Here is a 23,977-nt window from a genome sequence, read left to right as displayed (position 1 = left end):
TTTAAAAATTATTTAGGTTGAATCCGTGTTATTTGATCAGCGCTGTTATCCTCTTGACCGCGCGCTTTATTCACCACATATACATGGCCTTTTTGATCTGTGGTGATGTGGTTGGGGAAACTGCCAATGGGTAGGTGTGCAACCAGCTCGCCGTTAATGTTGATCACAGTGACGGCATCTGCACCACGAACGGCGACATAGGCAAGCTGAGAAGCCTCATCCCAAGCGACATTCAGTGCGCCTGCGCCCACAGGTGTGTTGTGCAAAATGCTGTTGTCTTTTAGATCGACAATGACTACGTTATCGGTAGATTGTCCGGTCACAAAAGCGCGTTGGTGTTCGGGGGCGATGGCAATCCCAGAGGCATTTTTAATACCAGCAAGCGCCACAACGGTTTCTACAGTATTGGTTTTGGTGTTTATGACAGCGAGCTCGTTTGTGCTGCGGCTAACGGTGTATAAGCGTTGCTGCTTGGCATCGTAAGCTAAGCTCATCGCCGCAAAATTTTGACGGGTCTTAGAAGGAATCGTAATGGGATCAAGTGCTTTGAGCGCTTTGCTATCAAAAACATAGAGTTGGTTAGAGGTGGGCGAAGACACAAACGCTTTTTGCTGCGTTTCGTCCACAACTACATCGCGAGCATGAGGCGCGCTACCATGTTCAAACTGTTTAAGCAGTTTGAGATCATCCTGACTATAGACAGCGACAGTGCCAGCCCGAGTATTAGTCACCCATACGGTGTTTTGCTTGTCGTCAACCGTTACCCCATAGACGGCCATGACTTGCCCCTCACGTGCAGGGTCCGCAGCGGGCGTGATATGTTGTGTTATTTTGAGTTGTTTTGGATCGACCTTGCTAAGCTGAGATTGTTTAACGGGCGGGCGTCCTACGGCAGATGTCACAAAGAGCACATCGTTTTTAGCGCTGTAGGCCACTTGATATAAACCTGCGGTGACGGGGGCTTGGGTCAGGGTGAACTTGTCCTCACCGGTGGCCTCAATTTTGGGCGAGACTTTTAGATCAAAAACCGTAGCCGCCGATGGTTTAGCCACTTGTGTAACGATGGGGTGTAAGCCTAGCGCCGCATCGTGGGGGATATGGATTTCCACACGAATTTGCCCCTGATCGTCGGCAACCACTGGCTGGTTTCCGGTTAGGACTTGGCCATTACGCATAAGCTGTACTTCTTGGCCGGGTTTAAATCCACGCCCCCATACTTCTGCTTTATCGCCTGGGTGCACCACGCCGCTGACACCGAGCATGGCATTAAAATCAGTGTCAGGCTGGTCAAACACAGCGTTTTGTGCAAACAGTTGGGTGCTTAAAAGGAGGGCCGCTGTGCTTAGCGCAAAACGCTTCCACGTGTTGTTTTTAGTAATAAGATTGATTTGCATTTCTATAGTTCGCTAAAAAGAGAGTAAGTACAGGATTGAGTTAACATGGATTAGTTTTCGATGTGTTTTAAGCTGCGATTACGCCAAGCAAAGGCGCTGCTCAGTAGAAAACAGGCACCCCCACCAATGAAAAAAGCCGTAGTCGGATTGAACCAACGTGAAACCACACCCATTTGCATATTGCCTACCGCCGTGCCTAATGCCGACTGGGTCATCCAGAGACTCGACATACGGCCTAGCAGGTGATCTGGTGTGTGTTTTTGTACAAGTGCCATACGCAAGATTTTAGAGACGGTGTCGGCTGCACCCATGCAGGCAAGGCAAAGCAAAGACCAAGGCAACCAGACCCACTGGGAAAGGGCAAACACAGCGGCACCCCAAAGCATCACAGCCGCGATAATAAAGCGTCCAGGATGTTTTACGGTTTTGGTCCAGCCAGAGCTTAATGCCATTAGGGTAGCGCCCACCGCTGGGGCAGAATACAGAAGCCCAGTAGCTTCGGGGCCTAGTTGTAAAACCTGTGTTCCCCACTCAGGAAGCAAGGCCAAAGGGGTAGCCAGCACCACCGCCGTCAGGTCAATAAGCAGTAAAGAGCGCAAAAGGGGTTGTTTAGCCATATAGGTAAAACCTTCGATAAAGGCATGGAATATGGCGGGTTGTTGTGGCTGTGTCCCTTTAGGGGGTAAAGCGGGTAATTGTTTTAAGAAAAAAGGGGTGGTGAGGACGGCAGCCAACACAATTACATAACAAAAAATTAAGCCCGGCCCCGCGATAATCAAACCCGCAAGTGATGGGCCGATCACGCCACCAATCTGCATGGATAACCCTGAAAGAGCAGCGGCGGCAGCCAAGTGTTCGCGACCGACCAAGGCCGGTGTTGCAGACATCATGGCAGGCACACTAATACCGCCGGCGGCACCACCAATGGTGGCGGCAAGATAAATAAGCCAAATGGTGGGGCTGGGTAAGAGGGCATTAATTAAAAACAGGCTCACGCTAAACACATACACACTGCGTGAATACAGCATCAGCTTGCGTCGGTCCATGCGATCCGAAAGCACGCCCCCAACCATCAGAGCCAAAACCATAGGGATTGCCATGGACGCATTGAGTCCGGCGACTGCAATACTGGATCCCGTCATTTCGAACAGCTGAATACTGGCGGCCACCATGAGCATGCCAGTGACTAACACGGTGGCTGTACGGGCGGCGTAAGCGTAACGAAAAGCACGGCTTTGACGTAAGGGACTGATATCTAATAAAAAACGACTCATGATTCCATAGATAAGGTAGGGTGTGTTTCTGACTGCTGTAAAGCATGCTTGAGCAGTGGTGCGATTTGAGCTGAGGCTTCGGGGCCTGTCAGGTGTGCATGTAGAAAAGGCAGGGTGTGAACATGAAGTTGTTCCACCCATGGTTGCCACATAGCCGGGTTTAAATCGGTGTCTTTGTGATCTAAGCCCGCTTGGATATACAGCACCTTGGCATGTAGCTTTTGTTCCTGATGTTCCCGTACGGCGGCATTATTTAGGGCCACCGCCTCAAAGACACCATTGAGTTGTGTGTCATCTAAGGCACCAAGAGGGTGATTTTGTTGGCGCAGAAAATCAATAACGCTTTGACGCGTTAAGGCAACATGGGGCAGCTCATTAGGATCAAAGCCAGCAATATGTAATAAGGCTTTGTAGATAGCATTGGCGGCCGGTAATGGTTGGGCGCGCCATGCGGAGCTTGGGTAAGCGTCTAATAAACAAATCAGACCAAGGCGTTCCCCGCGACGTTGGAGCGTGACGCCCACGGCGTGGGCAAGAATACCACCTACAGACCAGCCTAAAAGGTGATATGGGCCAGAGGGTTGCAAGGCTTGAATACGGTCGGCATAGCGTTGTGCCATCGTATTCAAATGAGTTTGAGAGGTAGACTCATTATGGAACGTATCCGCTTGCAGCCCATAAACCGAGCGTTGATCTAAGTCGGCGCGTGCCAGTGCTCCGTAGCACCAGCTGAGCCCTCCTGCTGGGTGGATACAAAATAGCGCTGGGCGCTGTGTCTCCCCTTGGTGTAAGGCCAACACCGGCTCAAAGCCAGCACTATGTGTGCGGGTGGCTAGCTCGTGGTCTAAATAATGGGCTAATTGCGCCACACAGGGATGAGCAAAAATCGCCCCTAAATTAAGCTCGGGATAGGATTGACGTAACTGGGCAATCAGTTGCGCCGCTAATAAAGAGTGTCCGCCAAGGCGGAAAAAATTATTTTCAATGTACACAGGGTGTTGCAGCTGTAGTACTTGTTGAAATAAGGTCGCGATCTGTTGCTGCGTAGCGGTGGTAGGCAGGGTGCCCGCCTGATTTTGTCGTGCCGGAGCCGGTAGCGCTTTGCGATCCAGTTTACCGCTGCGATTCAAGGGCAAGGTATCCAGAATGACGAGGTGGTTTGGCACCATATAGTCAGGTAAGTATTGGCGACACTGCTCAAGCAGGTCTTCGGGGTTGGTTGGGGTGGTTAATACCACATAGGCCACGAGCAATTGTTGACCAGGTTGGTCCTCGCGCACCAGAGCGACGCTGTGTTGTACGGCAGGGTGCTGCTGTAAGATCTGTTCAATTTCCTCTAGCTCAATACGTAAACCGCGTAATTTGACTTGAAAATCCGCACGCCCGAGATATTCTACGGCCCCATCGGTGCGCCAGCGTGCCTTATCACCCGTACGATAAATACGTCCTGTGGCAAAAGGATGGGGGATAAAGCTCGCGGCGGTTAAATCGGGGCGCCCTAAATAGCCGTCGGCCAGTTGCACACCACCGATATACAGATCGCCGCTGACACCCGCAGGAACGGGTCGTAGTTGTTCATCTAAAATATATAAGGCGGTATTCCATACCGGAAAACCAATGGGGATAGGATCGCTTTGATCCTGTGCGCTGGCATGCCAGTAGCTGACATCGACCGCCGCTTCGGTTGGACCATATAGGTTATGCAGTTGGCCTTGGATGCGAGTGTAAAAGCGATCACGTAAATAAGCGGGTAAGGCCTCGCCACTGCAAAAAACCAAAGGAATACTTAGCCCCTGACTGCTTGCATCGGCTAAAAACGCAGCGAGCATAGAGGGCACAAAGTGAATGACCTCAATATGGTGCTGGCAAATCAGTTGCGCCAGTTGCTGGGGGTCTTTATGCGCTTCGGGGGGCGCTACGTATAAATGGGCACCACTGATAAAGGGTAAAAACAATTCCCATAAAGACACATCAAAGGTATAAGGGGTCTTTTGTATAAAGCGAGTGCCTGCTTGGATAGCATAGTGTTCACGCATCCATAGTAGACGATTCACAATGGCTTGGTGGGAGACAACCACGCCTTTGGGGTCACCAGTAGAACCGGAAGTAAATAGTACATAGGCTGCGTCCGTGGCGTGTGCGCTCTCTATCTGCTGAAAACTAAGGTGCGGTGCGGCCGAGGGCAAAGCATCTATAGGCAACGTGGGGCAGGGTAGTGGGTCAGCAGAAGCAATGGTCGTATCGCTAATACAAAGGACGGGCTGAGCCTGTTGCAAGACATTGATTAAGCGTGCTGGGGGCTGGCTAAGATCCAGAGGTAAGTACGCGGCACCCGCACGCAGGATAGCATGCAGCAATAAAACCCGCTCCGCACGGCGTGTCATGCCCACAGCCACAATATCGCCTCGGCGCACCCCCGCTTGATAGAGTTGCAGACAAAGTGCTTCTACCCGTTGTTGATATTGGGTATAGGTATAGGAATGGTTGTCATCGCTTAGGGCGGTTTGCTGAGCATGCAGGGATACCGTGTCTGCGATCAGTGCATTGAGCGTGGTTACCGGAACAGGGTGTTCAGTGTGGTTGAGCGTATGCACATAATAATGTTGTTCGCTTGGGGTCAGGGTTGGGATGGCTTGTAGAGTAGGGGCATCCCAGGCTTTTTCGATAAAGGTGAGTAAGCGATCACCGTGCGCTTGCAGCATGTCCAGTGAATAGAGTTTGGGGTTGGCCTCGATTTCTAAACGCATGCCTTGCGCCTGCGTACCGGCCCTAAATGTAATATTAAGGTCTTCGACTGGACCAGCGCACAACACATGTGAAGTTGCATGCAGCGGAGTCTGATCGTAGGGCGTGTCAAAAGGCAAGATATTGATCAGTGGACCATGTAGGCGACGCATTTCACCGAGCAGACCTAAGTCTCGGCGTAATTGCTCACTGCGGTAGCGGCCATGACGACGTGTACGCATCAGCGCTTTCATGCCTTGGTGTAAAAAGTCGGGAACAGATAACTGCTCGTCAATTTGTAGCGGCAAAGGGGCTACATTCATTACGGTGGCGATAGCAAGCGCGCTTTGGTTACCCATGCGTCCCATGTAGGGAACCCCAAAGACTGAATCGTATTGACCCGTATGGCGTGCAATATATACAGCGCTAAGCAGAGTTAGCACGTCTGGCCATGGGTATTGGTGGGTAGCACAAAACTGGAGCAGTTTTTGGCTCCATTGTGTGCTGACTGGTTGATGATGAGCTAAAAACGTATGCGCACTCAGTGCGGTAGTGGATGCTAAGCTCGCTACATCCAGATCAGGCTGAAGCTGTTCTAACCAAAAATCACGATCTTTTTGATATTTTGGGCTGTGTAAATAGCGTTGATCATCGGCTAAAACGTGATGGATAGAGCTCAGGGGGGCGGGGCAGGGTTTACCTTCGGTGAGCGCTAAGTAATGTTGTAGGATGCGTGTTTCCAGTAGGTTCATGGCATAGCCGTCGGCGGCTAAGTGATGAACACGCATATAAAAAATAAAATGATGGGTGTTGAGTACAAACAAAATAAAGCGTGAGACACTGTCGTAACGCAAATCAAGAGCTTGTTGCTGGTCTGCACGCATGTGGGCTAAGGCTTCTTCAGTGGTGGAGCAAGCGGTATGGACCTCTAAGACCGGTTGGGGACCATCAAAACATTGTTGGGCCATGTCATCTTGAATGCAAAGGCGTAAGCGCAATACATCCGCTTGTTCTAGGACGCGGTTGACGGCTTGTGTGAATAACGAGACGTCTAAAGGTGATTGAATATCGGCATAGTGCGCGGTATTAAAAATCGGATTGCTCGGATCAAGGTGCTGAGCGTACCAAAGACCTTGCTGAGCAGAACTAAGAGCAAAACAAGAAGACATACACTGACAACGATTTAAATGTGATGACGATTAATGACATCCCACCAGTGAGCCAAGGTGGGTTCGGCGGCCATATCGGCAAACTCAATTTGAGCGCCGGCTTTGCGCCAACGAGCGGCTAGGCTCATAGCACGCATTGAATCGAGCCCCCATTCCATCAGGTTATCGTCATCGAGAATTTCGGTTGGATCTTCGTGGAGCATGGCAGCCACATCGGCGCGCATGGTTTCTATAGTGATAGGTAATACAGTGTGTTGATCAGTCATGGTAATTTTGTAACAGTTGGCTAAGTTGGGCACGTAGTTGTTTACGGCTAATTTTTCCCGCCGCCGTAATATCGAATTTATCTACAAAAATGACTTGGTCCGGAACTTTAAAATCAGCAAGACCACGTTGACGAATCCAGCGTTTGATATCAAGGGCACGTGGTTTAGCGTGGTCGCTTTTTGGGATAATAAAAGCACAGCTACGCTCGCCCAGGTAGTCATCAGGCACAGAAACAACGGCCGCATCAAAAACAGCCGGATGAGCTAATAGATGGTCTTCGATTTCTTCGGCAGAGATTTTTTCCCCAGCGCGATTGATATGGTCATTGGCACGCCCTTGGACAATTAAATACCCTTGCTCGGTAAGCTGCACAATATCGCCGGTACGATAAAAACCATCGGCAGTAAAGGAGCGTGCATTTGCGCTTGGGTTGTTGTGATAAGCCCGAATGGTATAGGGCCCGCGCGTAAGCAAATGGCCAGCTTGTCCAGGAGCAACAGGCTGATCGTTGTCATCCACAATACGAATTTCATCATCTGGGCTAATGGGGCGACCCTGAGTATGAGTAACCAGATACGCATCATCGTGCAAGCGGGTGTAGTTCACCAGCCCCTCTGCCATCCCAAAAACCTGTTGTAGTTGCACACCCAGCGTAGGGGTGACGCGTTTTGCGACCTCGGGGATGAGTTTTGCTCCCCCAACCTGTATGGTTTGCAGCGATGAGATGTCATAGCGGCTATGGGGGGCGTATTCAAGCCACATCAATAATAGTGGTGGTACCAAGCTAGTAAAACTGACCCGGTGTTTTTCAATCAGGGCAAAGCAGGCCTCGGGTTCGGGGGTTGAGCTAAGCACCACACAACCTCCTGCATATAACGTACCTAAAAACCCCGGTGAGCTCATCGGAAAATTATGTGCAATAGGCAAAGCAGCTAAAAATCGGGATTGGGCGTTAACACCACAAATGCGTGCGCTTTCACGCAGGGTGTAGATGTAGTCATTGTGAGTGCGTGGGATAAGCTTGGATAAGCCCGTGCTACCGCCAGAAATCTGTAAAAAGGCGACATCGGTCGCATGCGAGACATTATCGGGGACGGTGATACCTTGACCTTGGTGCATGAGCTGCTCTAACGATATAAAAGGGCCGGCCTCGCCAACGAGAATGACATGTTGTAATTGGGGGCAGCGGCTGTGCAGCGTTTGAGCCTGTTGTACGTAATCAAACCCATCAAAATGATCCACGCCGATATAGGCGTCGGCAGGGGCTTGATCAGCAAAATGCGCGAGTTCAGTGATGCGGTGAGCGGGCAGAGCATAAATAGGAATCATACCGGCCCGAAATAAGCCAAAAACTACACTGATGAATTCAGGGATGTTGGGCAGCTGCACCAAAACCCGTGCGCCTTGTTTGAGCCCAAGCTGCTGTAAGCCGGCGGCGACTAGAGAAGCCTTTTGATTTAGCTGAGCATAGCTCCATTGTTCTTGCGGGCCAATCACCGCCAGCTGGTCGGCATAGTCTTGTGCCCGTTGTGCTAATAGGTCCCCAAAGCACTGACCTTCCCAGTATCCGGCTTGGGTGTACTTTTGAACGAACTCAGTAGGCCAAATTTGTTGAAGTGGAATGTGACTGGTCATGATAATGAGAATGATTATTAATTATATTAGTGTATCACTTTAGGTAGAGAAAAAGTCAACACCTCCCATCCTTGTGGAGATAAGTCTGGTAGAGGTAAAGGCGATGCCACGCAGCTCATAAGTCCCGTAACGGGTAAAGCACACTGAGCATAAAAATTTTGATTGGCTAGCTCTGCTTGAAAAGTCCAGTCTTGATGGTTATGTAAATGCAGTTGCAGTGGGTTGGTAAGAAAACCCGTCCCATGGGCTTTGAGTATGGCTTCTTTGGCACACCAATAAGCATAAAAGTCAGTAGCGCTTTGGACATGAGGGCGTTCACGCGTAGTAAGCACTACATCAAGTAAAGCTGGGTCGATGGTGGGCGCGATATGTTCAATATCTACCCCAATAACCGTTGAGCTGAACGCCACAGCAGTGTATTGCTGACTATGACTAATAGAAAAAAAACAGTGGTCGTGATTTTTGACCAAGGGTTTTTGGTAAGGGTTGTAGGCGAGCTCGATATCGAGTGGAGAGCAATGCAGTTGTACAGCCAGCTGTTGGCGCACAACGGCGCGCCCAATGATATAGCGTTGTTGTAGCGCTAAAGAGCGTAAACGTTGGGCGTGCTTAAATTCGCTTTCATGTAAATAGGGCATGAAGGCGGACATAGCGGGGGCTTGTTGACGATCCAAGAGCAACCAGTAGTTCATGCCATGAACTCCGTGAGCGCAAACTCGGTGGCTAAGCCTAGCATGGCGCCATGATCGGCCTCGGGATAGAGCCGTAATTGTTGCTTAAGCTGACTTGAGCTAGGTAAATGTTGTAAAAAGGCTTGTAAAAAACCCAATGTGGGGATACCCGCAGGACGCGGGGCGTCAGGGGTGGCGGGTTTAGGGCGCCATTGTTCTTGTTCACCAATAAGCAGATCCAGCTGAAGGCGTGTGCTGAGCGGTGGGAGGTGTGAGGCGTGTTGTTGCATAAACGGGTGATACCACCAAAGCGAAGGGCTTGCGGAAATATAGTGTTGGAATAGCTCTGGTTGCTGCAATAACGCCCATAGCACAAAGAGCCCCCCATAAGAATGCCCAAATAAGCCTAGGCGTTGTGGGTGAATCACCGCATGTTGGTTGAGAAGAGGCAAAAGTCGTGTTTGGATAGTGTGTAATAAGGCCGGCGCACCCCCCGCTAACCAGTTGGGCACACGTGGGTCGACGGCAGGGTGGGGAGCAGGTGGAATCGGTGTGTACTCAAAAGAGCGGCGTTGGCGCGCCTCGGGGCGTGCGAGTCCAAATCCTAACGTAGCAATTGCATAATTAAGTGGGCGGGGCTGACGCTGTAAAAACTGCTGCACATGGTTATGGATCCAATCACCATCCAGTAAGAGCAACAAAGGCACGGCGTGCTGGGAAGGTGGGGTCCATAGGTGAATATGGTAGGGTTGTGCCAATAGTTCGGTATGGGGAGCCGTGGCTACATAAGGAGTAGGCAGTTGAAAAAACTGGTGTTGCATCATAATCCGGACGCGGGTAAGTCCACAATATAGGTGCCTTGCATGGGCACGGTTAGAAAATGCTGATTGACATAATCTAAGGTTTGTTGGGCAGACAGGCCTTGCATACGTTGTGGGTGAATCCAGCTGGCTAAGGCTTGGATAAAAATCATATGCAAAGGGGAATCATTAAACGCGTGCCAAATCCCGTGTGCATTGTGTTGTTGTACCGCACGCAGATGCTGGAGTTTATTGCTCTGGATAACACGTTGTAAGCTCTTTTGCGCTTGTTCGGGCTCAATGGCCGTGCCGATCAGTAATCCACCGGCTTGTTCTCGTCGTTTTGCGCCCGTTCCGGTGGCTACATATACATGGGGGTTGCGCGCGTTAATAAACTCGTAATTAAGTTTACCTGTCGGGGTTTTAAGCACATCGACGCCAATATTATGACCGCCGGCATAGCGCACCATATCGTTAAATGTGCCGGTGCCAGGTGAGTTACAACAATCGGTACTGCCAGCGTGTGCGTGGATAAAAACAGGGGGGCGCTCTTGCTCATCCAGATCTTGGAGCCGATGTTGTACCGCTTGCATTTGTTCTTGATAAAAATCGATAAAAGCTTGAGTGCGTTCCGTTGCGCCGATGGCTGCCCCCAAAGCCTTTAGGCTGGGTACGGTGTTTTGTAATGGATCCATAAAAAAGTCCACGATGAGTACAGGCACGCCAGCGGCCTCAAAGCGGCGAATGAGTGCTGATTCGTTGGGATCCTGATTCGGTAAAAGTCCCGCAAAGCGAGCGGTCAATACAACCAGATCGGGACGAAGGGCAAGACTTTGTTCCACAGAGAAGCTTTCAGCGGTATGACGCCCTACGGTAGGGATGTCGCGAATGGCAGGAAACTGCTTCTGATATTGCTCGTATTCGTTGACAAACGCGGTTTTAAACTCATCCGACCAGCCTGCAATCAAGCTCACTGGGTCAGGATGTAATAAGGCTAACACAGGCATGTGACGTGCCTGAGTCAAGATAATACGTTTGGCAGGCTGGGCAAGCGTGACCTCGCGCCCTGTAATATCCGTAACGGTAATGGGTGCGGCGTGGGCTTGCCAAGCAAACAGGAGCCCATAAAAAAACAAGAAAAAACGTTTCATGTGTTTACCTCGGCATTGGTGCTGAGACCATCAATAAAAACATGGAGCTGTTGGCGGCTGCAGGCTTCGATACGTGCGCGAACCCCATAAGCCGTAGCTAAATGCTCAGCGTGGATGACTTGTTCAACCGGACCTTGGGCTAAGATATGTCCGTGATTAAGTAATAAGCAGTGTTGGCTGTGTTGAAGCGCAACGTTTAAATCATGTAGCACAATCACACTGACCATTTGTTGTTGTTGCGTCTGCTCTTTAAGCAGCTCCATAACGTGGTATTGATAATTAAGATCCAACGCGGAAAGCGGCTCATCCAAAAGCAATAGCGTTGGCTGCCGAATCAGCGCTTGGGCAAGCCCGACCAGTTGCTTTTGTCCCCCAGATAGCTCGTCTAAATAACGCATGGATAAATGCGCGATCCCGAGGCGCTCAAGCAAAGCCATGATGCGATCGGCATCGGCGCTGCTTTGTTGGGTAGGGCGTAGCGTGGCATTGGCCGCCACAAGCACGGACTCAAAAACACGTAAATGCACTGAAGCTGGTAAAGATTGCGGTAAATACACCACGTGTTGAGCGCGCTGTTCAAAATTTTGTTGGGTAAGGTCTTGGTGATTGAGCGTAATATGCCCTTTTTTGGGGCGGATTAACCCCGCTAGACTTTTGAGTAGGGTGGATTTGCCACAGCCGTTTGCTCCCAGCAGTGACACAACCTGACCGGGAGCGATCGGGTCGACGTGGATATCTTGCAAAATGATTTTGTTGCCATAGCCAACTTGAAGGTGGTCGATGGATAACATAGGACTCCTTTATGCGGTTTGGCGACGTAATACGACGGATAAGAAAAAGGGCACGCCGACTAAAGACGTCACAATGCCAACCGGAACAATGACACCGGAGACGATGTTTTTTGAGGCAATGGAGGCCATGGATAAAATTAAAGCGCCCACTAGTGCACTGCCAGGCAAATAGAAACGATGGTCTTCCCCAAAGAGCCGGCGTGCAATATGAGGAGCGATCAGCCCTACAAAACCTATAGTGCCCACAAAGGACACCGCCAACGCGGCTAGCAGACTAATGCGTAATAATGAGCTAAGGCGTAAGCGTTGAACATTAACACCAAAGCTTAAAGCGCGTTCTTCGCCCAAGCGTAGGGCGGTGAGCTTCCATGCATCGCGCATGGCGAGCGGAAATAGGAGTAGCACCATTAAAAACATGAGGCCGACTTTAGGCCAGCTTGCTCGTGATAGGCTGCCAAGCGTCCAAAAAACCAGACCTTGAAGGGCTTCGGCGCTAGCTACAAACTGCATTAAGGACACGAGGGCATTAAAGGAAAAAACCAGCGCAACCCCAAAAAGCACCAAAGAAGACGTGCTTAGTGCGCCCCAACGGGCCACAGCATCGAGCAATAAAGCCGAGAATACCGCAAAAATAAAAGCATTGGTGGCAATCATCCAGCTGGCTGGCACTCCGGGAACAGAAAAGTTCAGCACAATGGCCAAAGAAGCACCAAAAGCCGCCGCTGAAGAAATACCCAGCGTAAACGGGCTAGCCAACGGGTTATTTAAGATGGTTTGCATCTCGGCACCTGATAGGCCTAGCCCCATACCAATGGCAACAGCCATCAGCGCGTAAGGCAGACGAATGTCCCACACAATGACACGTGTAGTGGGGTCCGCCAAGCTGGGATTAAATAAGGCGTGATAGAGCTCAGACCAAGCGAGCCCAGAGGGGCCCAACATGAAATCAGCAATTAAGCACAACACAATAGCGAGCACAAGCCCGAATAAAATAAATAGCCGTCGGTGTAAAACCTGTTGGTAAACCGCAAGCGTAGCGGGTGCAGCAGACATAAATAGAAATGAGAATAGTTATTACTATGGTTTAGTATAGTGGATTTTCTAGGGCGTTGCCTATGCCTATATAATGGAATTTTTATTGGGGGATTTATGTCACAGCAGATGGCGATGCCGGATCTTTTGGCTTTAGATGGGAGCGATACCCAGTTAAAAATCACTTTGCGTTCAGATCATTATGATTTTGCAAAAACACAGAATGCGTTGCCTTTAGCGCAAAGCGAATATGAGCTTGCCTGTAAAAACTATCCTATTGTGTTTATCGCGGCCGACGCACAAGGCAATACTTTACAGTCCGTGGTGTTAACCAGTTTTCAGGCACAAGATAATGCTTTTGTCCAAAGCTCAGGGGCATGGGAGCCATTTTGTTATATTCCGGCATGGGTAAAACGTCATCCTTTTCATTTGGGCTTTGATGAAAAAACACAACAGCCCTTGGTCTATGTGGATAAACAGTACCCAGGTTTAAGTCATAGCGATGGCATGGCTTTTTTTGAGGCTGGGGCGCCCTCTGCCTATTTAACGCAATTGGTGCATGCATTACGCACCTTACAGGTGGAATTAGATCAAACTCAGCAATGGGTTATGCGGTTAAAAAACCAAGGCTTACTAAAACCGCAGTCGATTCAATTAACTGATGGGGATCACTCAGAGAGCCTGGCTGGGATTTGGGTGGTTGATATGGATAAGGTAGCGGCATTAGAGGACGCGGAAATTGCGCAGATGTATCACAACGGTACGTTAGCGTTGATTGAGCAGCATCGTTTATCTTTGGCTAATCTGGATATCTTGGCGCAGCGCCTTTCAGCGCGAGGACAATGATTCGACCGCGCTTTTTTCCTAAAAACTTGTTGCCAACGCCCGAGCAGCAGGCGATTCAGTGTGCTCAGCAACGTATTAGCTTAATCGAGGCAAATGCCGGTGCGGCAAAAACCACGACTTTGGCCTTGCGCATTGGAGAGGCTTTGACGCGTGGTTTGGCACCGGAACAAATCTTAGGTCTGGTTTTTACCCCAGAGGCCTTGGAGGTATTACAACAACGGTTGTTGGAGTTGGGCGTAGCGCTAGCAGTGGTGCGGCGTTTGGCTTTGTATCGTGTCGAGGACTTTGCGCAGCAGGTCTTGACGTATTGGGAGGAGCAAGAGCCGCCGCGTATGACGCAGATACACGCTTTGCAACCGATGATGCTAGAAGCACAAGAGATGCTGAGCCAGCGGTATGCGCATCGTGAAGAGTTTTATTTGGAAATACGCTCACATCATGTGGCCCTGAGTCAGTTTTACCAAAGTCAGTTGCGCTTAAAAGCGCGCATGGATTTACGTTTGGACGAGGACGAGGATCTTTTTGAAAAAGCAGCCTTAGCCGGGGTCACAGTGACGGATTTTTTGTGGGCGCAGCAATACGAACGCCTGCGCCAAAGCCCCTACGAGGGGGTATTGTTTAGGGGGCCTTTTGATGCGACCTATGATTTGGCGTGTGCCCTGCTAGATCAACCCGAGCTATTAGCGCATATACCTGTGTATCGTGTCATTGTGGTCGATGAATTGCATGATGCCAACGAAGCGGCGTTTCAAATTTTGCGGGCATTGATGTCACGCCAGCAAAGTTATTTGGTAGCGGCCGGAGATAAGGATCAGGTCATTCATCAGGACTTAGCTGCCGAGGCCACCTATCTGTATGAGCGCTTTGCGGCGTATTTTGATTCGATTGCACGTTACCCTTTAAGCCAAACTTATCGACATGGTCCATATTTGGCTTACGCGGCGGGAGCTTTTAAGAAAAAACGAGTAGAGAGTGCCTTACCGTTGGCTACACAGATTCATGTGCACCCCTATGCCATGACAGGGGCGGCAATGAGCACACCGCTTGTACAAGCCATTCAATTATGGGTGCAGCAAGGGGGGACCTTAGCTGCGTGTGCCGTGCTTTTGCGTGATACGCATCAATCGGTTGCCATAGAAAATGCGCTGATGGCGGCGAATATTCCCTATCGCTTAGAGGGTATGGTTGGGTATTTGCAGCGTGATGAGATTTTATTTTTGCGCGCTTTATTAGCTTTGGCTTTAAAAGATTATGGCGAAGTGAATTTAGATTTACGACGTCAAATGCTGCGCGCATTGGTTTTGTTTTTTGAAATTGATATTTTACCCTCTGAGTTTGAAGAGGTAGTGGAAGATTTACTCGTTAGCCCCCAGTTACTACCTGTTTTCTTACGTTATCAAGTTAAAAAAACATCTTCGATTAAAAATGTATCACGTTTAGAAAAAATATTAGCTTTAGCGCAATCTTCGGCTCCTCATCATATGGCGTTTGATTTTTTAAATGAGGCGGTAGCAATAATGGATACCGTACATACAGCAAAACGTTTATATGTTTTGGAGCATCAAGCGCAAGTGATTCAAAAGTCCATTGACGCTTTTATGGATCTGGCCAGTCAACAGCAAAGCGATTTACATGGTTTATATCAATGGTGTATAGATAGAGAAAAAATCAATCAACAACCGGTGGCTTTGCATTTGAGTTGTGTAGCTCAGGCCAAAGGTAAAGAGTTTGAGCATGTGTTGCTACCATTTTTAGCCCAAGGCGAGTTTCCTTCAGCACAAAGCCCCGCACTTATCGAGCAGAATCTTTTTTATGTGGCCATAACGCGCGCGCAAAAGCGATTAAGTTTGTTTGTGCCTGACAAAGCTCATTGGGTGAGTGATTATGTAGCAGCCATGTCTTTAGAGCAGGTGAAGCCGCTGGCGCAGCAGCGTTTACAACAATTACGTGTGGAAGCACAACAAGCGCAAAAGGGAGCGCCTACGGTGAGAGAACCCCAAGCGGTTTATAAAACACCGCGTATTGATTTGGTTGTACCCTTTGCTGAAAAAGATCAGGCCAAGCAGCGTGGCGCTCGTTGGGATCCGGTAAAGCGTGTATGGTATGTGCCCGCGGGGGGAGACCCCAGCCGGTTTGAGCGCTGGCTAAAAGCGCCCCGTTAGTAGTGGTGTAACATAAAAATGCCCACCATGAGGGTGGGCATATAAAGATCATTTGATTTGTAGCTTGCGTGCGCCTTGAAGCGTGTCTTTTTTAGGTAGGCTTAATGTTAAAACCCCGTCCTGGTAATCGGCGCTGGCTTGATCCACGTCAATTTCTACGGGTAGTTCAAAGCGGCGTGCCACGCTGCCTACATAACGCTCTGTACGTAGTACTCGGTTATCTTCAGATTTTTTCTCTTGTTTGATTTCTGCTTTGATATTAACAGTAGCGCCATGGAGGTCTACATGGATATCTTCTTTTTTGACGCCGGGTAGTTCGGCTTGTATTTCAAAAGCTTTTTCATTTTCAGTGATATCTACTGCAATACGATTTGGTAATGGCTCACCTTGTAATGGTTTAATAAAAAAGCCATCGGTTAAATCATTAAAAATATCACTCATAAAACGACTGCGAATAGGAAAGTTAGTCATAGATCATTCTCCTTTCTCATTCAATATATCTTTCTTGTTTTTATATATGGGGTGGGGGTGGATATTTTCAAGGGGTAGGGTATTTGGAGTAAAACCTCAATCATACTGATAATAAAAAAGCCCAAAAAGCGAAAAGCGTTTTGGGCAAGTGTGAAAAGCAGAGGATCAGTTTGGTATTAAGCGACGGCCGCAGCTTTTTTACGATGCGCTAACCATTTGCCGAGTACAACTATGATAAGGGCACCGGCTACTTGCGCACCATAATGCACAAGAGAGCTGGGCTCACCAAAATGCTCAATATAGGCAATATCAGTCACTAATAACCCACCGGCGATCCAGCCCAATAAGCCTGCCCCAAACGTCACAATCGCAGGGAAGCGGTCGATGAGCTTTAAAATCAGGGTGCTGCCCCAGACAATAATAGGAATACTAATGACTAAGCCAAAAATCACTAAGCCGAGCTGGTGATCCGGGCTGGCGAGTTTTGCGGCACCGGCAATCGCGATGACGTTATCCAAGCTCATGACAAAGTCTGCAATGATAATGGTTTTGACTGCTGACCATATGCTTACACTGCTTTGGATATTGCCGTGTTCCTCATCGTGGGGGATGAGTAAACGTAAGGCGACCCACGCTAAGAGCACAGCACCAACAATTTTTAAATAGGGGATGGTTAATAGGGTTAGGGCAAAGGCAATCAGCACTACCCGAAGAATAATGGCGCCAGCGGTGCCCCAGAGTACGCCTTGAATACGCTGCTTATGCGGCAAATTACGGCAAGCCAAAGCAATCACCACCGCATTGTCACCGCCTAGCAGAATGTCGATCATAATGATTTGAAAGACGGCTGCCCAGCTTAGGGTTTGAAAAAATTCCAACATATAAAACTCCAACAATAAAAAAAGCCTATCCCACAAAGGACAGGCTATTTCGTTTGGAGTAAACGCACCTTGCCCTTTGAGTGGCAAGGTCTTGCTTGTAACGATGTGGGTTGAGACCACATTTCACTATTGTGCGTTACCCGCGCACCGGGAAACCGAGGTTTACCGTGATGACGATGCGACGGAGCTAAGCTACTCCCCTTGATGCGCTGATTATAGCGGTAAATGGTGATGCTAGGTCAATGTTGTTTGTATCATTTTTTCTTTGTTGCGACGTGATGGTGTGCTTTACGATCTTTTACCTTATCGTCGTCGCCCTTTCGCTACACTGGCTAAGTCTAATTTCAGCACAACAAGATATTTTAGAGGTGGCCTGGTAGCGGTAAAGCCAAAGCCTGAGGACATAGGATGCATAGATTATTATTTTTCATCTTTGGGGTAGGGTGGCTATTAAGTGGTTGTAGTTCGTTTTTAAGCGAAGGTGTGAGCGCAGGGGCTGGAGTAGCGGGTGTCGCCATTGCGGATCAAGTCACGGACAACGCTGCTGCTGCGACAGGAATTGGTTTGGGTGTGCAGGCTGGGGCTAAAGCAGCATTGCAATATTTAGAACGAAAAACGCGAGCCGAAGAGCAAGATGCGATTGCTCAGGCGGCGAGCCCATTAGCCGTAGGGCAAGTGGCTGAGTGGCAGGTGGCCCATCAGTTGCCTTTGGAACCGGATGCTTATGGGCAGGTGACGGTTAGCCGTTTGATCGGTGGAATGGGCTTAAGCTGTAAAGAGGTGGTGTTTTCGGTGGTGGATAGATCTGCTGATGAGCCTGCGGCGGAGCGCCAGTTTTATGTGAGCACGATTTGCCAAGATGGGAAAACGTGGCGCTGGGCAAGCGCTGAGCCCGCTACAGCACGGTGGGGAGCACTGCAATAATGCGCAGCATCATGGCGTTTATTGTATTAGCTATGGCATCGTGGCTCTCGGCATGTACTACCTCTTCAGTCGGGAGCGCTGTGGGTGCCGTGTCCGGGTTAGCCACCAGCGCGGCTACTGCTAACCCCGCTGTTGGCTATGCCGTAGGTATTGGGGTGCAAGCGGCTACTGATGCGTCGATTAAAGCCGTGCTGCGCCATTGGACAACGCAGCAGCAAGACCTAATTGCTCAACTTGCTGGTGAGCTGCCATTAGGCCAAAGCCGTGCTTGGGCGGTACATAGAACGATTCCATATGGTCGAGAAAAAGGGCAGCTCGAAGTGATTCGTGATATACCTAATGCGTTGGCCTTCTGTCGTGAGTTATTGTTTACCGTAGAGGAAAAAGAACAGACACAAGCGTACACGGCGGTGATCTGTAAACAACAGCAGCAGTGGAAATGGGCGAGTGCTGAGCCGGCCGTGCCGCGTTGGCGTGGTTTGCAATAAATAGCGAATTGTCAGTCTTTGGGCTAATGTATATAGCTTTAACTTATTTATAGCTGTAGAGCAGGAGCATGGGACAACTAGAAGCCGTTCTTCATCAGTTAGCCACCTCGTATGACGCTTTTCCTTATTTTTCTAATGCATTCAAATGGTGCGCGCCGGGACATCTTCGTGCGGTCGCCTATTTGTATGGCCTAAATGCGCCTCCAGTTGCTTCGGCTCGTATTCTAGAGATCGGTTGTGCTGCCGGAGGCAATTGTTTACCCGCTGCTTTTTTATATCCAGATGCCCACATTGTAGGGGTGGATATTTCTGAGGTCCAAATTCGTGAAGGACAGGGGGTCATTGCGCGAGCTGGCTTATCCAATATCTCGCTGCACGCGATGTCATTTACGGATATTCCAGACGCGTGGGGGCCGTTTGATTATATTATTGCGCACGGGGTGTTTAGCTGGGTTCCCCCAACACTGCAACGGGAGTTGCTTCATGCCTGCCAGCGACTATTAAGCCCTCAGGGCATTGCTTATATCAGTTTTAATACGTATCCCGGGTGGAAAGCACATGAGCTGCTACGTGATTGGATGATGTGGCATACTGAGCCCGCTGTTTGTTACCAAGAGCGTATTGAACAAGCGCGTGATTTATTGCCGTTTATTCAAGAGGGTTTAGCAGTGCAGAACCCATTGGCGCCTGTGTTGCAGCAGTTGGCACAGCAGGTGCCAGCCTCGGCACAAAATGATTATTATTTGGCGCACGAATACTTAGAAACGCATAATCACCCGCTATATTTTAAGGATTTTTGTGCGTTAGCACAGCAATATGGCTTGGCTTTTGTGGGCGAGGCAGATGCTAAAGAAGACTTAGCCCAAACTTATGGTCTCACCACAAATGCAAGGTTTCAGAGGCTGACTCAACATAAATCCCGCTTAGAGCAGCTGCAGTATTTAGACTATGCGGTAGGAAGAACATTTAGAAAAAGTCTCCTCACGCATCATACAAGCTGCCCCACACCGGTAGCGCCGGACTTATCCCGTGTGGCTGACCTGCGTCTGGCCGGCTGGTTTACCTGGCAGCTTTTAGCAGATGGTGGTTATGCGGTCACAAGTGCTTTATCTGGGCAATTTATTTTGCGTGATGCGCGCTTGTTACCGTTACTGGACCTGCTTACCCAAAGCTGGCCGCGCCCTGTAGCCGGTCGGGATGTAATGGATTATGCATTACAGCAGGGCGCTACCGACCCCCTTTATTTGCTACAACAACTTTTTCTTCAGGTTCCTGTAGAAATCAATCGCAGTTATGAAGATTTGCCCTACTGTTTACAAGACTATTACACAGGGCTTGTGCCGGGTGTAGGTCAAATCATCGCCGATCGCCAGCAACACTTATCACAAATGAGCGAGTGGAATGCTTGGTATTCCAGCAGTACAGAACGGTTTAGTACCGCTGAGCTTTTTGTTATCGATCGTTTACATCAGGGGTATAGCCCATTACGCACGGCAACGGCATTGGCTCAAGCGTGGCACATGGGCCAGCTTCCTGCCGATGTTCTTATGCCTGCTGATTTTGAACAAGCGGCCGATGACTTAGTCGATGAAGTCATCGCTCGTTTACGTAAATATGCGATGTATGTGTGAGAGAAGCTATTTTTGGTGGGAAATAAGCTATAGGAAGGAACAGCATGATAGAAATTACAAACACTTTAGTGTTGTAACTCTAGCCAAAAACAAAAAGCCCAGTCCGAGGACTGGGCTTTTTATGAAATTCTTTGGTGGCCTTGGGCGGAATCGAACCACCGACACAAGGATTTTCAATCCTCTGCTCTACCGACTGAGCTACAAGGCCACTTATTTAGTGCTGTTGCGCTAAAGATTTAACTATAGCACAGTAAAATCTGTTTTGTCTAGTCCTTTTGCTTGCGCTCTAAAACAACAGTTTTAGCCACAGGACGACCGCTAATAAGTGATAGATTTCAGTTATCAGCGTTGGGGGATTATAATCATATAATTGCAACTGTGCCACCTTTTTGATTTTTCTTCTTTTTGCCCATGTCTGTAGACGTTCTTACTTTTGGCCTTAACCACGTATCGGCGCCTGTTGCCGTGCGTGAGCGTGTGACTTTTCCACTTGATGTGGTGCGTCCAGCATTAGAGGGCTTGCGTTCGGCTTTTGGGTCAGGGGTGCGCGAAGCAGCGATTTTATCTACCTGTAATCGCACAGAACTATACTGTGCGGCAGAGCCGCATGTGATTGATCACGTGCCGGCATGGATGGCGGAGTTCAATAGCCTACGTTCCGATGATCTAACTCCCCATCTGTATCGTTACGAGCATAACGAGGCTGTGCGTCACGCTTTTCGTGTGGCCAGCGGTTTGGATTCGATGGTACTCGGCGAGCCCCAAATCCTTGGCCAAATGAAAGACGCGGTACGTGTCGCGAACGAGGCCGGTGCTCTGGGTACGCTGTTACATCAGTTATTTCAGCGTACATTTGCCGTGGCTAAAGAGGTCCGCACTCAAACAGCGATTGGGGCGCATTCTGTATCTATGGCCGCCGCTTCCGTGCGTTTGGCGCAGCGGGTGTACGGGGACTTGTCTCAAACCAATGTATTATTTATTGGGGCGGGCGAAATGATCGAACTTTGTGCCGCGCATTTTGCAGCGACGCATCCTAAACACATTATGGTGGCAAACCGCACCGCAGAACGGGCCCAAAATCTAGCAGCCCGTTTTGATAATGCGCAAACCATGCGTTTGGCAGATTTACCCGAGCGCATTGCCGATTATGATGTCATCATTTCCTGTACGGCCAGTACCTTGCCTATTTTGGGTTTGGGTATGATTGAGCGTGCGATTAAACAGCGTCGTCATCGTCCTATCGTGATGGTGGACTTAGCGGTGCCACGAGATATCGAGCCCGAGGTTTCGCGTTTGTCCGATGTGTACTTGTACTCGGTCGATGATTTAGGGCGTATGGTGCAAAAAGCTAGTGATGCACGCCAAGCCGCCGTAGTACAGGCAGAAGCCATTATCGACACGCGTGTGCAACACTTCATGCAGTGGCTAGAAAACCGTGAGCTGGTACCCACAATTGTAAGCCTGCAGGATCGAGCCCAGCAGGTTTCTGATCACGAGGTAGATCGCGCTAAGCGTATGATTGCGCGTGGTGAAAACCCAGAACAAGTAGTAGAGTGGTTAGCATATAGTCTGCAACAAAAATACTTGCACGGGCCCCTGTCCCAACTTAATCAAAGCCAAGGCGCTCAGCGCGAGCAACTACTGCAGCTAGTGCCGCATTTAATTCCTTCTCAAAATCGCAGTCGCTAGCTAGGCTCACGCCCCCTTGTGGTGTTATGCCCACTTGCGTTCTGCTATTTAACTATTATCAAAATACTGTATGAAAGACACTATGCGAGATCGGTTGGAGCAGTTGGCTCACCGACTCATCGAAGTTGATGCCATGCTTGCTGAACCGGAAATTGCCTCCGATATGGACAATTTCCGTAAACTGTCTCGTGAGCGTGCCGAGCTAGACCCTGTGGTGACCGCTTTTAATGCCTATGTTGCGACCGAGGGCGATTTAGAGGCCGCCCAAGAAATGATGCGAGATCCCGAGCTCAAAGAAATGGGCGAAGACGAATACCAAATTGCTAAAGATAAAATTGCCGAATTAGAAAAAGAGCTGGAGGTGCTTTTATTACCCAAAGACCCAGATGATGGTCGTAGCGTCTTTTTGGAGATTCGCGCAGGAGCCGGTGGGGACGAAAGCGCGATCTTCTCTGGTGATTTATTACGCATGTATACTCGCTATGCAGAAACACAAGGTTGGCGAGTGGAGATCATGTCCTCAAACCCTTCGGAGATGGGGGGCTATAAAGAGGTCATCGCGCGTATTGATGGCGATGGGGTGTATGGCAAACTGAAATTTGAGTCTGGTACTCATCGAGTGCAGCGCGTTCCTGAAACCGAAGCGCAGGGTCGTGTCCATACGTCAACTTGTACGGTTGCGATCATGCCTGAGGCGGATGCCGCGGAAGATATTCAGATCAACCCTAGCGATTTGCGTATTGATACTTTCCGTGCCAGTGGGGCAGGTGGACAACACGTAAACAAAACGGATTCGGCGGTGCGCATCACCCACTTGCCTACTGGTTTGGTGGTAGAGTGTCAGGATGATCGTTCTCAACACCGGAACCGTGATAAGGCGATGCAGGTATTGGCGGCGCGCTTAAAAGATCAGCAATTACGTGAAATGCAAGCCAAAGAGGCTGAGCAACGAAAAAGCTTGGTAGGTACAGGCGATCGGTCTGAGCGTATTCGTACCTATAATTATCCCCAAGGTCGTATTACCGATCATCGTATTAATCTGACTATGCATAAGCTTAACTACGTCATGGATGGGGACTTGGATGAGCTCATCAATGCATTGTTAACCGAGCATCAGGCCGAACAGCTGGCGGCTTTAGCAAATGAGTAGTTAGGCCATTATGCAAACCATTAAAGCGGTGATGGCGCAAAGCGCGCTGCCGCGTTTAGAGCAGCAAATGTTGTGGGAGCATGTGCTGGGTGTTTCAAGAGCGTGGTTGATTGCGCATGATACGGACCCACTGCCCCCTGCGGTAGTAGCCAAGTATTTTGCATTAGCGCAGCGTCGCCTAAACGGTGAACCCATGGCATACATTTTAGGGCAGCGTGAGTTTATGGGGCATATGTTTAAGGTGACGCCAGCGGTACTGATACCCCGCCCTGAAACCGAGTTTTTGGTTGAGCAAGCTTTGGCGCTGCTTCCCTCTACCCCCGCGCCCCGCATTGTGGACCTAGGCACAGGAAGCGGTGCTGTTGCTATTGCCATTGCGTTGGCACGACCCGATGCGGTCGTAGTAGCAACAGACTACAGCCATGATGCGCTTGCTGTGGCGCGTGAAAATGCCCACAATTTATGCGCTGATATCGAGTTTTTTCAGGGGAGTTGGTACGATGCTCTTAAAGGGCAAGCGCCTTTTGATATGATTGTATCCAACCCCCCTTATATTGCAGAAAAAGATCCCCATCTATATCAAGGTGATGTTCGGTTTGAACCAATAACGGCGTTAACCGCTTCGCAAAATGGGCTTGCTGACTTAAGGCAAATCATTCAAGGGGCCAAAGCCTATTTAACCCCGACCGGTTCGATTTGGTTAGAGCATGGCTGGGATCAAGCCGCGATAGTACGTAATATGTTGGCAGAAGCTGATTTTAATCAGCCTACTAGCATTTCTGATCTAGCTGGTATTCCTCGGATTACCGGTGCTTACTCCTGAGAGA

At 49.5% G+C, this 23,977-nt stretch carries 20 protein-coding genes and 1 tRNA gene; 8 read left to right on the top strand and 13 right to left on the bottom strand.

The window, feature by feature from the left end; translation table 11 throughout:
- Positions 1 to 8: 8 nt before the first annotated feature.
- The 10 genes from ABD980_RS07520 to ABD980_RS07475 are packed head-to-tail and all read right to left on the bottom strand — an operon-like array spanning position 9 to position 12,929.
- Positions 9 to 1,394 (bottom strand): YncE family protein, encoded by a 1,386-nt coding sequence (locus tag ABD980_RS07520; RefSeq protein WP_345370716.1) that lies wholly within the window; start codon positions 1,392 to 1,394, stop codon positions 9 to 11.
- A 50-nt stretch (positions 1,395 to 1,444) separates the two neighbouring features.
- Entirely contained in the window at positions 1,445 to 2,668 is a 1,224-nt protein-coding gene (entS, locus tag ABD980_RS07515; protein ID WP_260650251.1) for an enterobactin transporter EntS, read from the bottom strand.
- A complete protein-coding gene (locus ABD980_RS07510; protein WP_345370714.1) occupies positions 2,665 to 6,561 on the bottom strand; it encodes an amino acid adenylation domain-containing protein in 3,897 nt (1,298 codons plus the stop codon). Before ABD980_RS07510 ends, entS begins: the two co-directional genes overlap by 4 nt.
- Positions 6,562 to 6,575: 14 nt before the next feature.
- A complete protein-coding gene (locus tag ABD980_RS07505) occupies positions 6,576 to 6,827 on the bottom strand; it encodes a phosphopantetheine-binding protein (protein ID WP_300647746.1) in 252 nt (83 codons plus the stop codon).
- Positions 6,820 to 8,463 (bottom strand): (2,3-dihydroxybenzoyl)adenylate synthase, encoded by a 1,644-nt coding sequence (locus ABD980_RS07500; RefSeq protein WP_345370711.1) that lies wholly within the window; start codon positions 8,461 to 8,463, stop codon positions 6,820 to 6,822. The genes ABD980_RS07505 and ABD980_RS07500 overlap by 8 nt, the downstream gene beginning before the upstream one ends.
- A 26-nt stretch (positions 8,464 to 8,489) precedes the next feature.
- The gene (locus ABD980_RS07495) at positions 8,490 to 9,155 is read right to left on the bottom strand and encodes a 4'-phosphopantetheinyl transferase family protein (protein ID WP_345370710.1); all 666 of its coding nucleotides are present in this window, start codon (positions 9,153 to 9,155) and stop codon (positions 8,490 to 8,492) included.
- Entirely contained in the window at positions 9,152 to 9,958 is an 807-nt protein-coding gene (locus ABD980_RS07490) for an alpha/beta hydrolase (RefSeq protein ID WP_345370708.1), read from the bottom strand. The genes ABD980_RS07495 and ABD980_RS07490 overlap by 4 nt, the downstream gene beginning before the upstream one ends.
- Complete coding sequence (locus ABD980_RS07485; protein ID WP_300647738.1) at positions 9,955 to 11,085, bottom strand: ABC transporter substrate-binding protein; 1,131 nt, start codon at positions 11,083 to 11,085, stop codon at positions 9,955 to 9,957. The genes ABD980_RS07490 and ABD980_RS07485 overlap by 4 nt, the downstream gene beginning before the upstream one ends.
- Positions 11,082 to 11,876: an ABC transporter ATP-binding protein gene (locus tag ABD980_RS07480; RefSeq protein WP_345370705.1), complete on the bottom strand. Its 795-nt coding sequence runs from the start codon at positions 11,874 to 11,876 to the stop codon at positions 11,082 to 11,084. Before ABD980_RS07480 ends, ABD980_RS07485 begins: the two co-directional genes overlap by 4 nt.
- Positions 11,877 to 11,885: 9 nt before the next feature.
- A complete protein-coding gene (locus ABD980_RS07475) occupies positions 11,886 to 12,929 on the bottom strand; it encodes a FecCD family ABC transporter permease (protein WP_345370703.1) in 1,044 nt (347 codons plus the stop codon).
- Between the two features lie 96 nt (positions 12,930 to 13,025).
- Between ABD980_RS07475 and ABD980_RS07470 the strand changes: the two genes are divergently transcribed.
- A complete protein-coding gene (locus ABD980_RS07470) occupies positions 13,026 to 13,754 on the top strand; it encodes a SapC family protein (protein ID WP_260650242.1) in 729 nt (242 codons plus the stop codon).
- The gene (locus tag ABD980_RS07465; RefSeq protein WP_345370699.1) at positions 13,751 to 15,916 is read left to right on the top strand and encodes an ATP-dependent helicase; all 2,166 of its coding nucleotides are present in this window, start codon (positions 13,751 to 13,753) and stop codon (positions 15,914 to 15,916) included. Before ABD980_RS07470 ends, ABD980_RS07465 begins: the two co-directional genes overlap by 4 nt.
- A 48-nt stretch (positions 15,917 to 15,964) precedes the next feature.
- Here the strand turns inward: ABD980_RS07465 and ABD980_RS07460 are convergent, their stop codons facing one another.
- Both ABD980_RS07460 and ABD980_RS07455 read right to left on the bottom strand, forming a co-directional pair.
- Positions 15,965 to 16,387: an Hsp20/alpha crystallin family protein gene (locus tag ABD980_RS07460; RefSeq protein WP_260650240.1), complete on the bottom strand. Its 423-nt coding sequence runs from the start codon at positions 16,385 to 16,387 to the stop codon at positions 15,965 to 15,967.
- Positions 16,388 to 16,563: 176 nt separating this feature from the next.
- Positions 16,564 to 17,268 carry a TerC family protein gene (locus tag ABD980_RS07455; RefSeq protein ID WP_345370697.1) on the bottom strand — a complete coding sequence of 235 codons (705 nt, stop codon included), beginning with the start codon at positions 17,266 to 17,268 and terminating at the stop codon, positions 16,564 to 16,566.
- A 408-nt stretch (positions 17,269 to 17,676) separates the two neighbouring features.
- On the opposite strand from ABD980_RS07455, the gene ABD980_RS07450 reads away from it, so the two are divergent.
- The 3 genes from ABD980_RS07450 (at position 17,677) to ABD980_RS07440 (ending at position 20,311) form a co-directional block, all read left to right on the top strand.
- Positions 17,677 to 18,192: a hypothetical protein gene (locus ABD980_RS07450; protein ID WP_300647726.1), complete on the top strand. Its 516-nt coding sequence runs from the start codon at positions 17,677 to 17,679 to the stop codon at positions 18,190 to 18,192.
- A gap of 11 nt (positions 18,193 to 18,203) precedes the next feature.
- Positions 18,204 to 18,680: a hypothetical protein gene (locus ABD980_RS07445; RefSeq protein WP_345370694.1), complete on the top strand. Its 477-nt coding sequence runs from the start codon at positions 18,204 to 18,206 to the stop codon at positions 18,678 to 18,680.
- 68 nt (positions 18,681 to 18,748) lie between these two features.
- A complete protein-coding gene (locus ABD980_RS07440; protein ID WP_345370692.1) occupies positions 18,749 to 20,311 on the top strand; it encodes a methyltransferase regulatory domain-containing protein in 1,563 nt (520 codons plus the stop codon).
- 132 nt (positions 20,312 to 20,443) lie between these two features.
- Here ABD980_RS07440 and ABD980_RS07435 read toward each other — a convergent pair.
- A tRNA-Phe gene (locus ABD980_RS07435) sits at positions 20,444 to 20,519 on the bottom strand.
- Positions 20,520 to 20,722: 203 nt separating this feature from the next.
- Here ABD980_RS07435 and hemA point away from each other — a divergent pair.
- The 3 genes from hemA (at position 20,723) to prmC (ending at position 23,973) form a co-directional block, all read left to right on the top strand.
- On the top strand, positions 20,723 to 22,000 hold the full coding sequence (hemA, locus tag ABD980_RS07430) for a glutamyl-tRNA reductase (protein WP_300648921.1): 1,278 nt from the start codon (positions 20,723 to 20,725) through the stop codon (positions 21,998 to 22,000).
- Positions 22,001 to 22,070: 70 nt separating this feature from the next.
- Positions 22,071 to 23,150 carry a peptide chain release factor 1 gene (gene prfA / locus ABD980_RS07425; RefSeq protein ID WP_300648923.1) on the top strand — a complete coding sequence of 360 codons (1,080 nt, stop codon included), beginning with the start codon at positions 22,071 to 22,073 and terminating at the stop codon, positions 23,148 to 23,150.
- A gap of 10 nt (positions 23,151 to 23,160) precedes the next feature.
- Positions 23,161 to 23,973 carry a peptide chain release factor N(5)-glutamine methyltransferase gene (gene prmC, locus ABD980_RS07420; protein WP_345370690.1) on the top strand — a complete coding sequence of 271 codons (813 nt, stop codon included), beginning with the start codon at positions 23,161 to 23,163 and terminating at the stop codon, positions 23,971 to 23,973.
- The last annotated feature ends 4 nt before the right edge of the window (positions 23,974 to 23,977 follow it).

The organism is Paenalcaligenes hermetiae (assembly GCF_039543645.1).
GTDB lineage: Bacteria > Pseudomonadota > Gammaproteobacteria > Burkholderiales > Burkholderiaceae_B > Paenalcaligenes > Paenalcaligenes hermetiae.
This window is presented reverse-complemented; position numbering and strand designations above follow the sequence as displayed.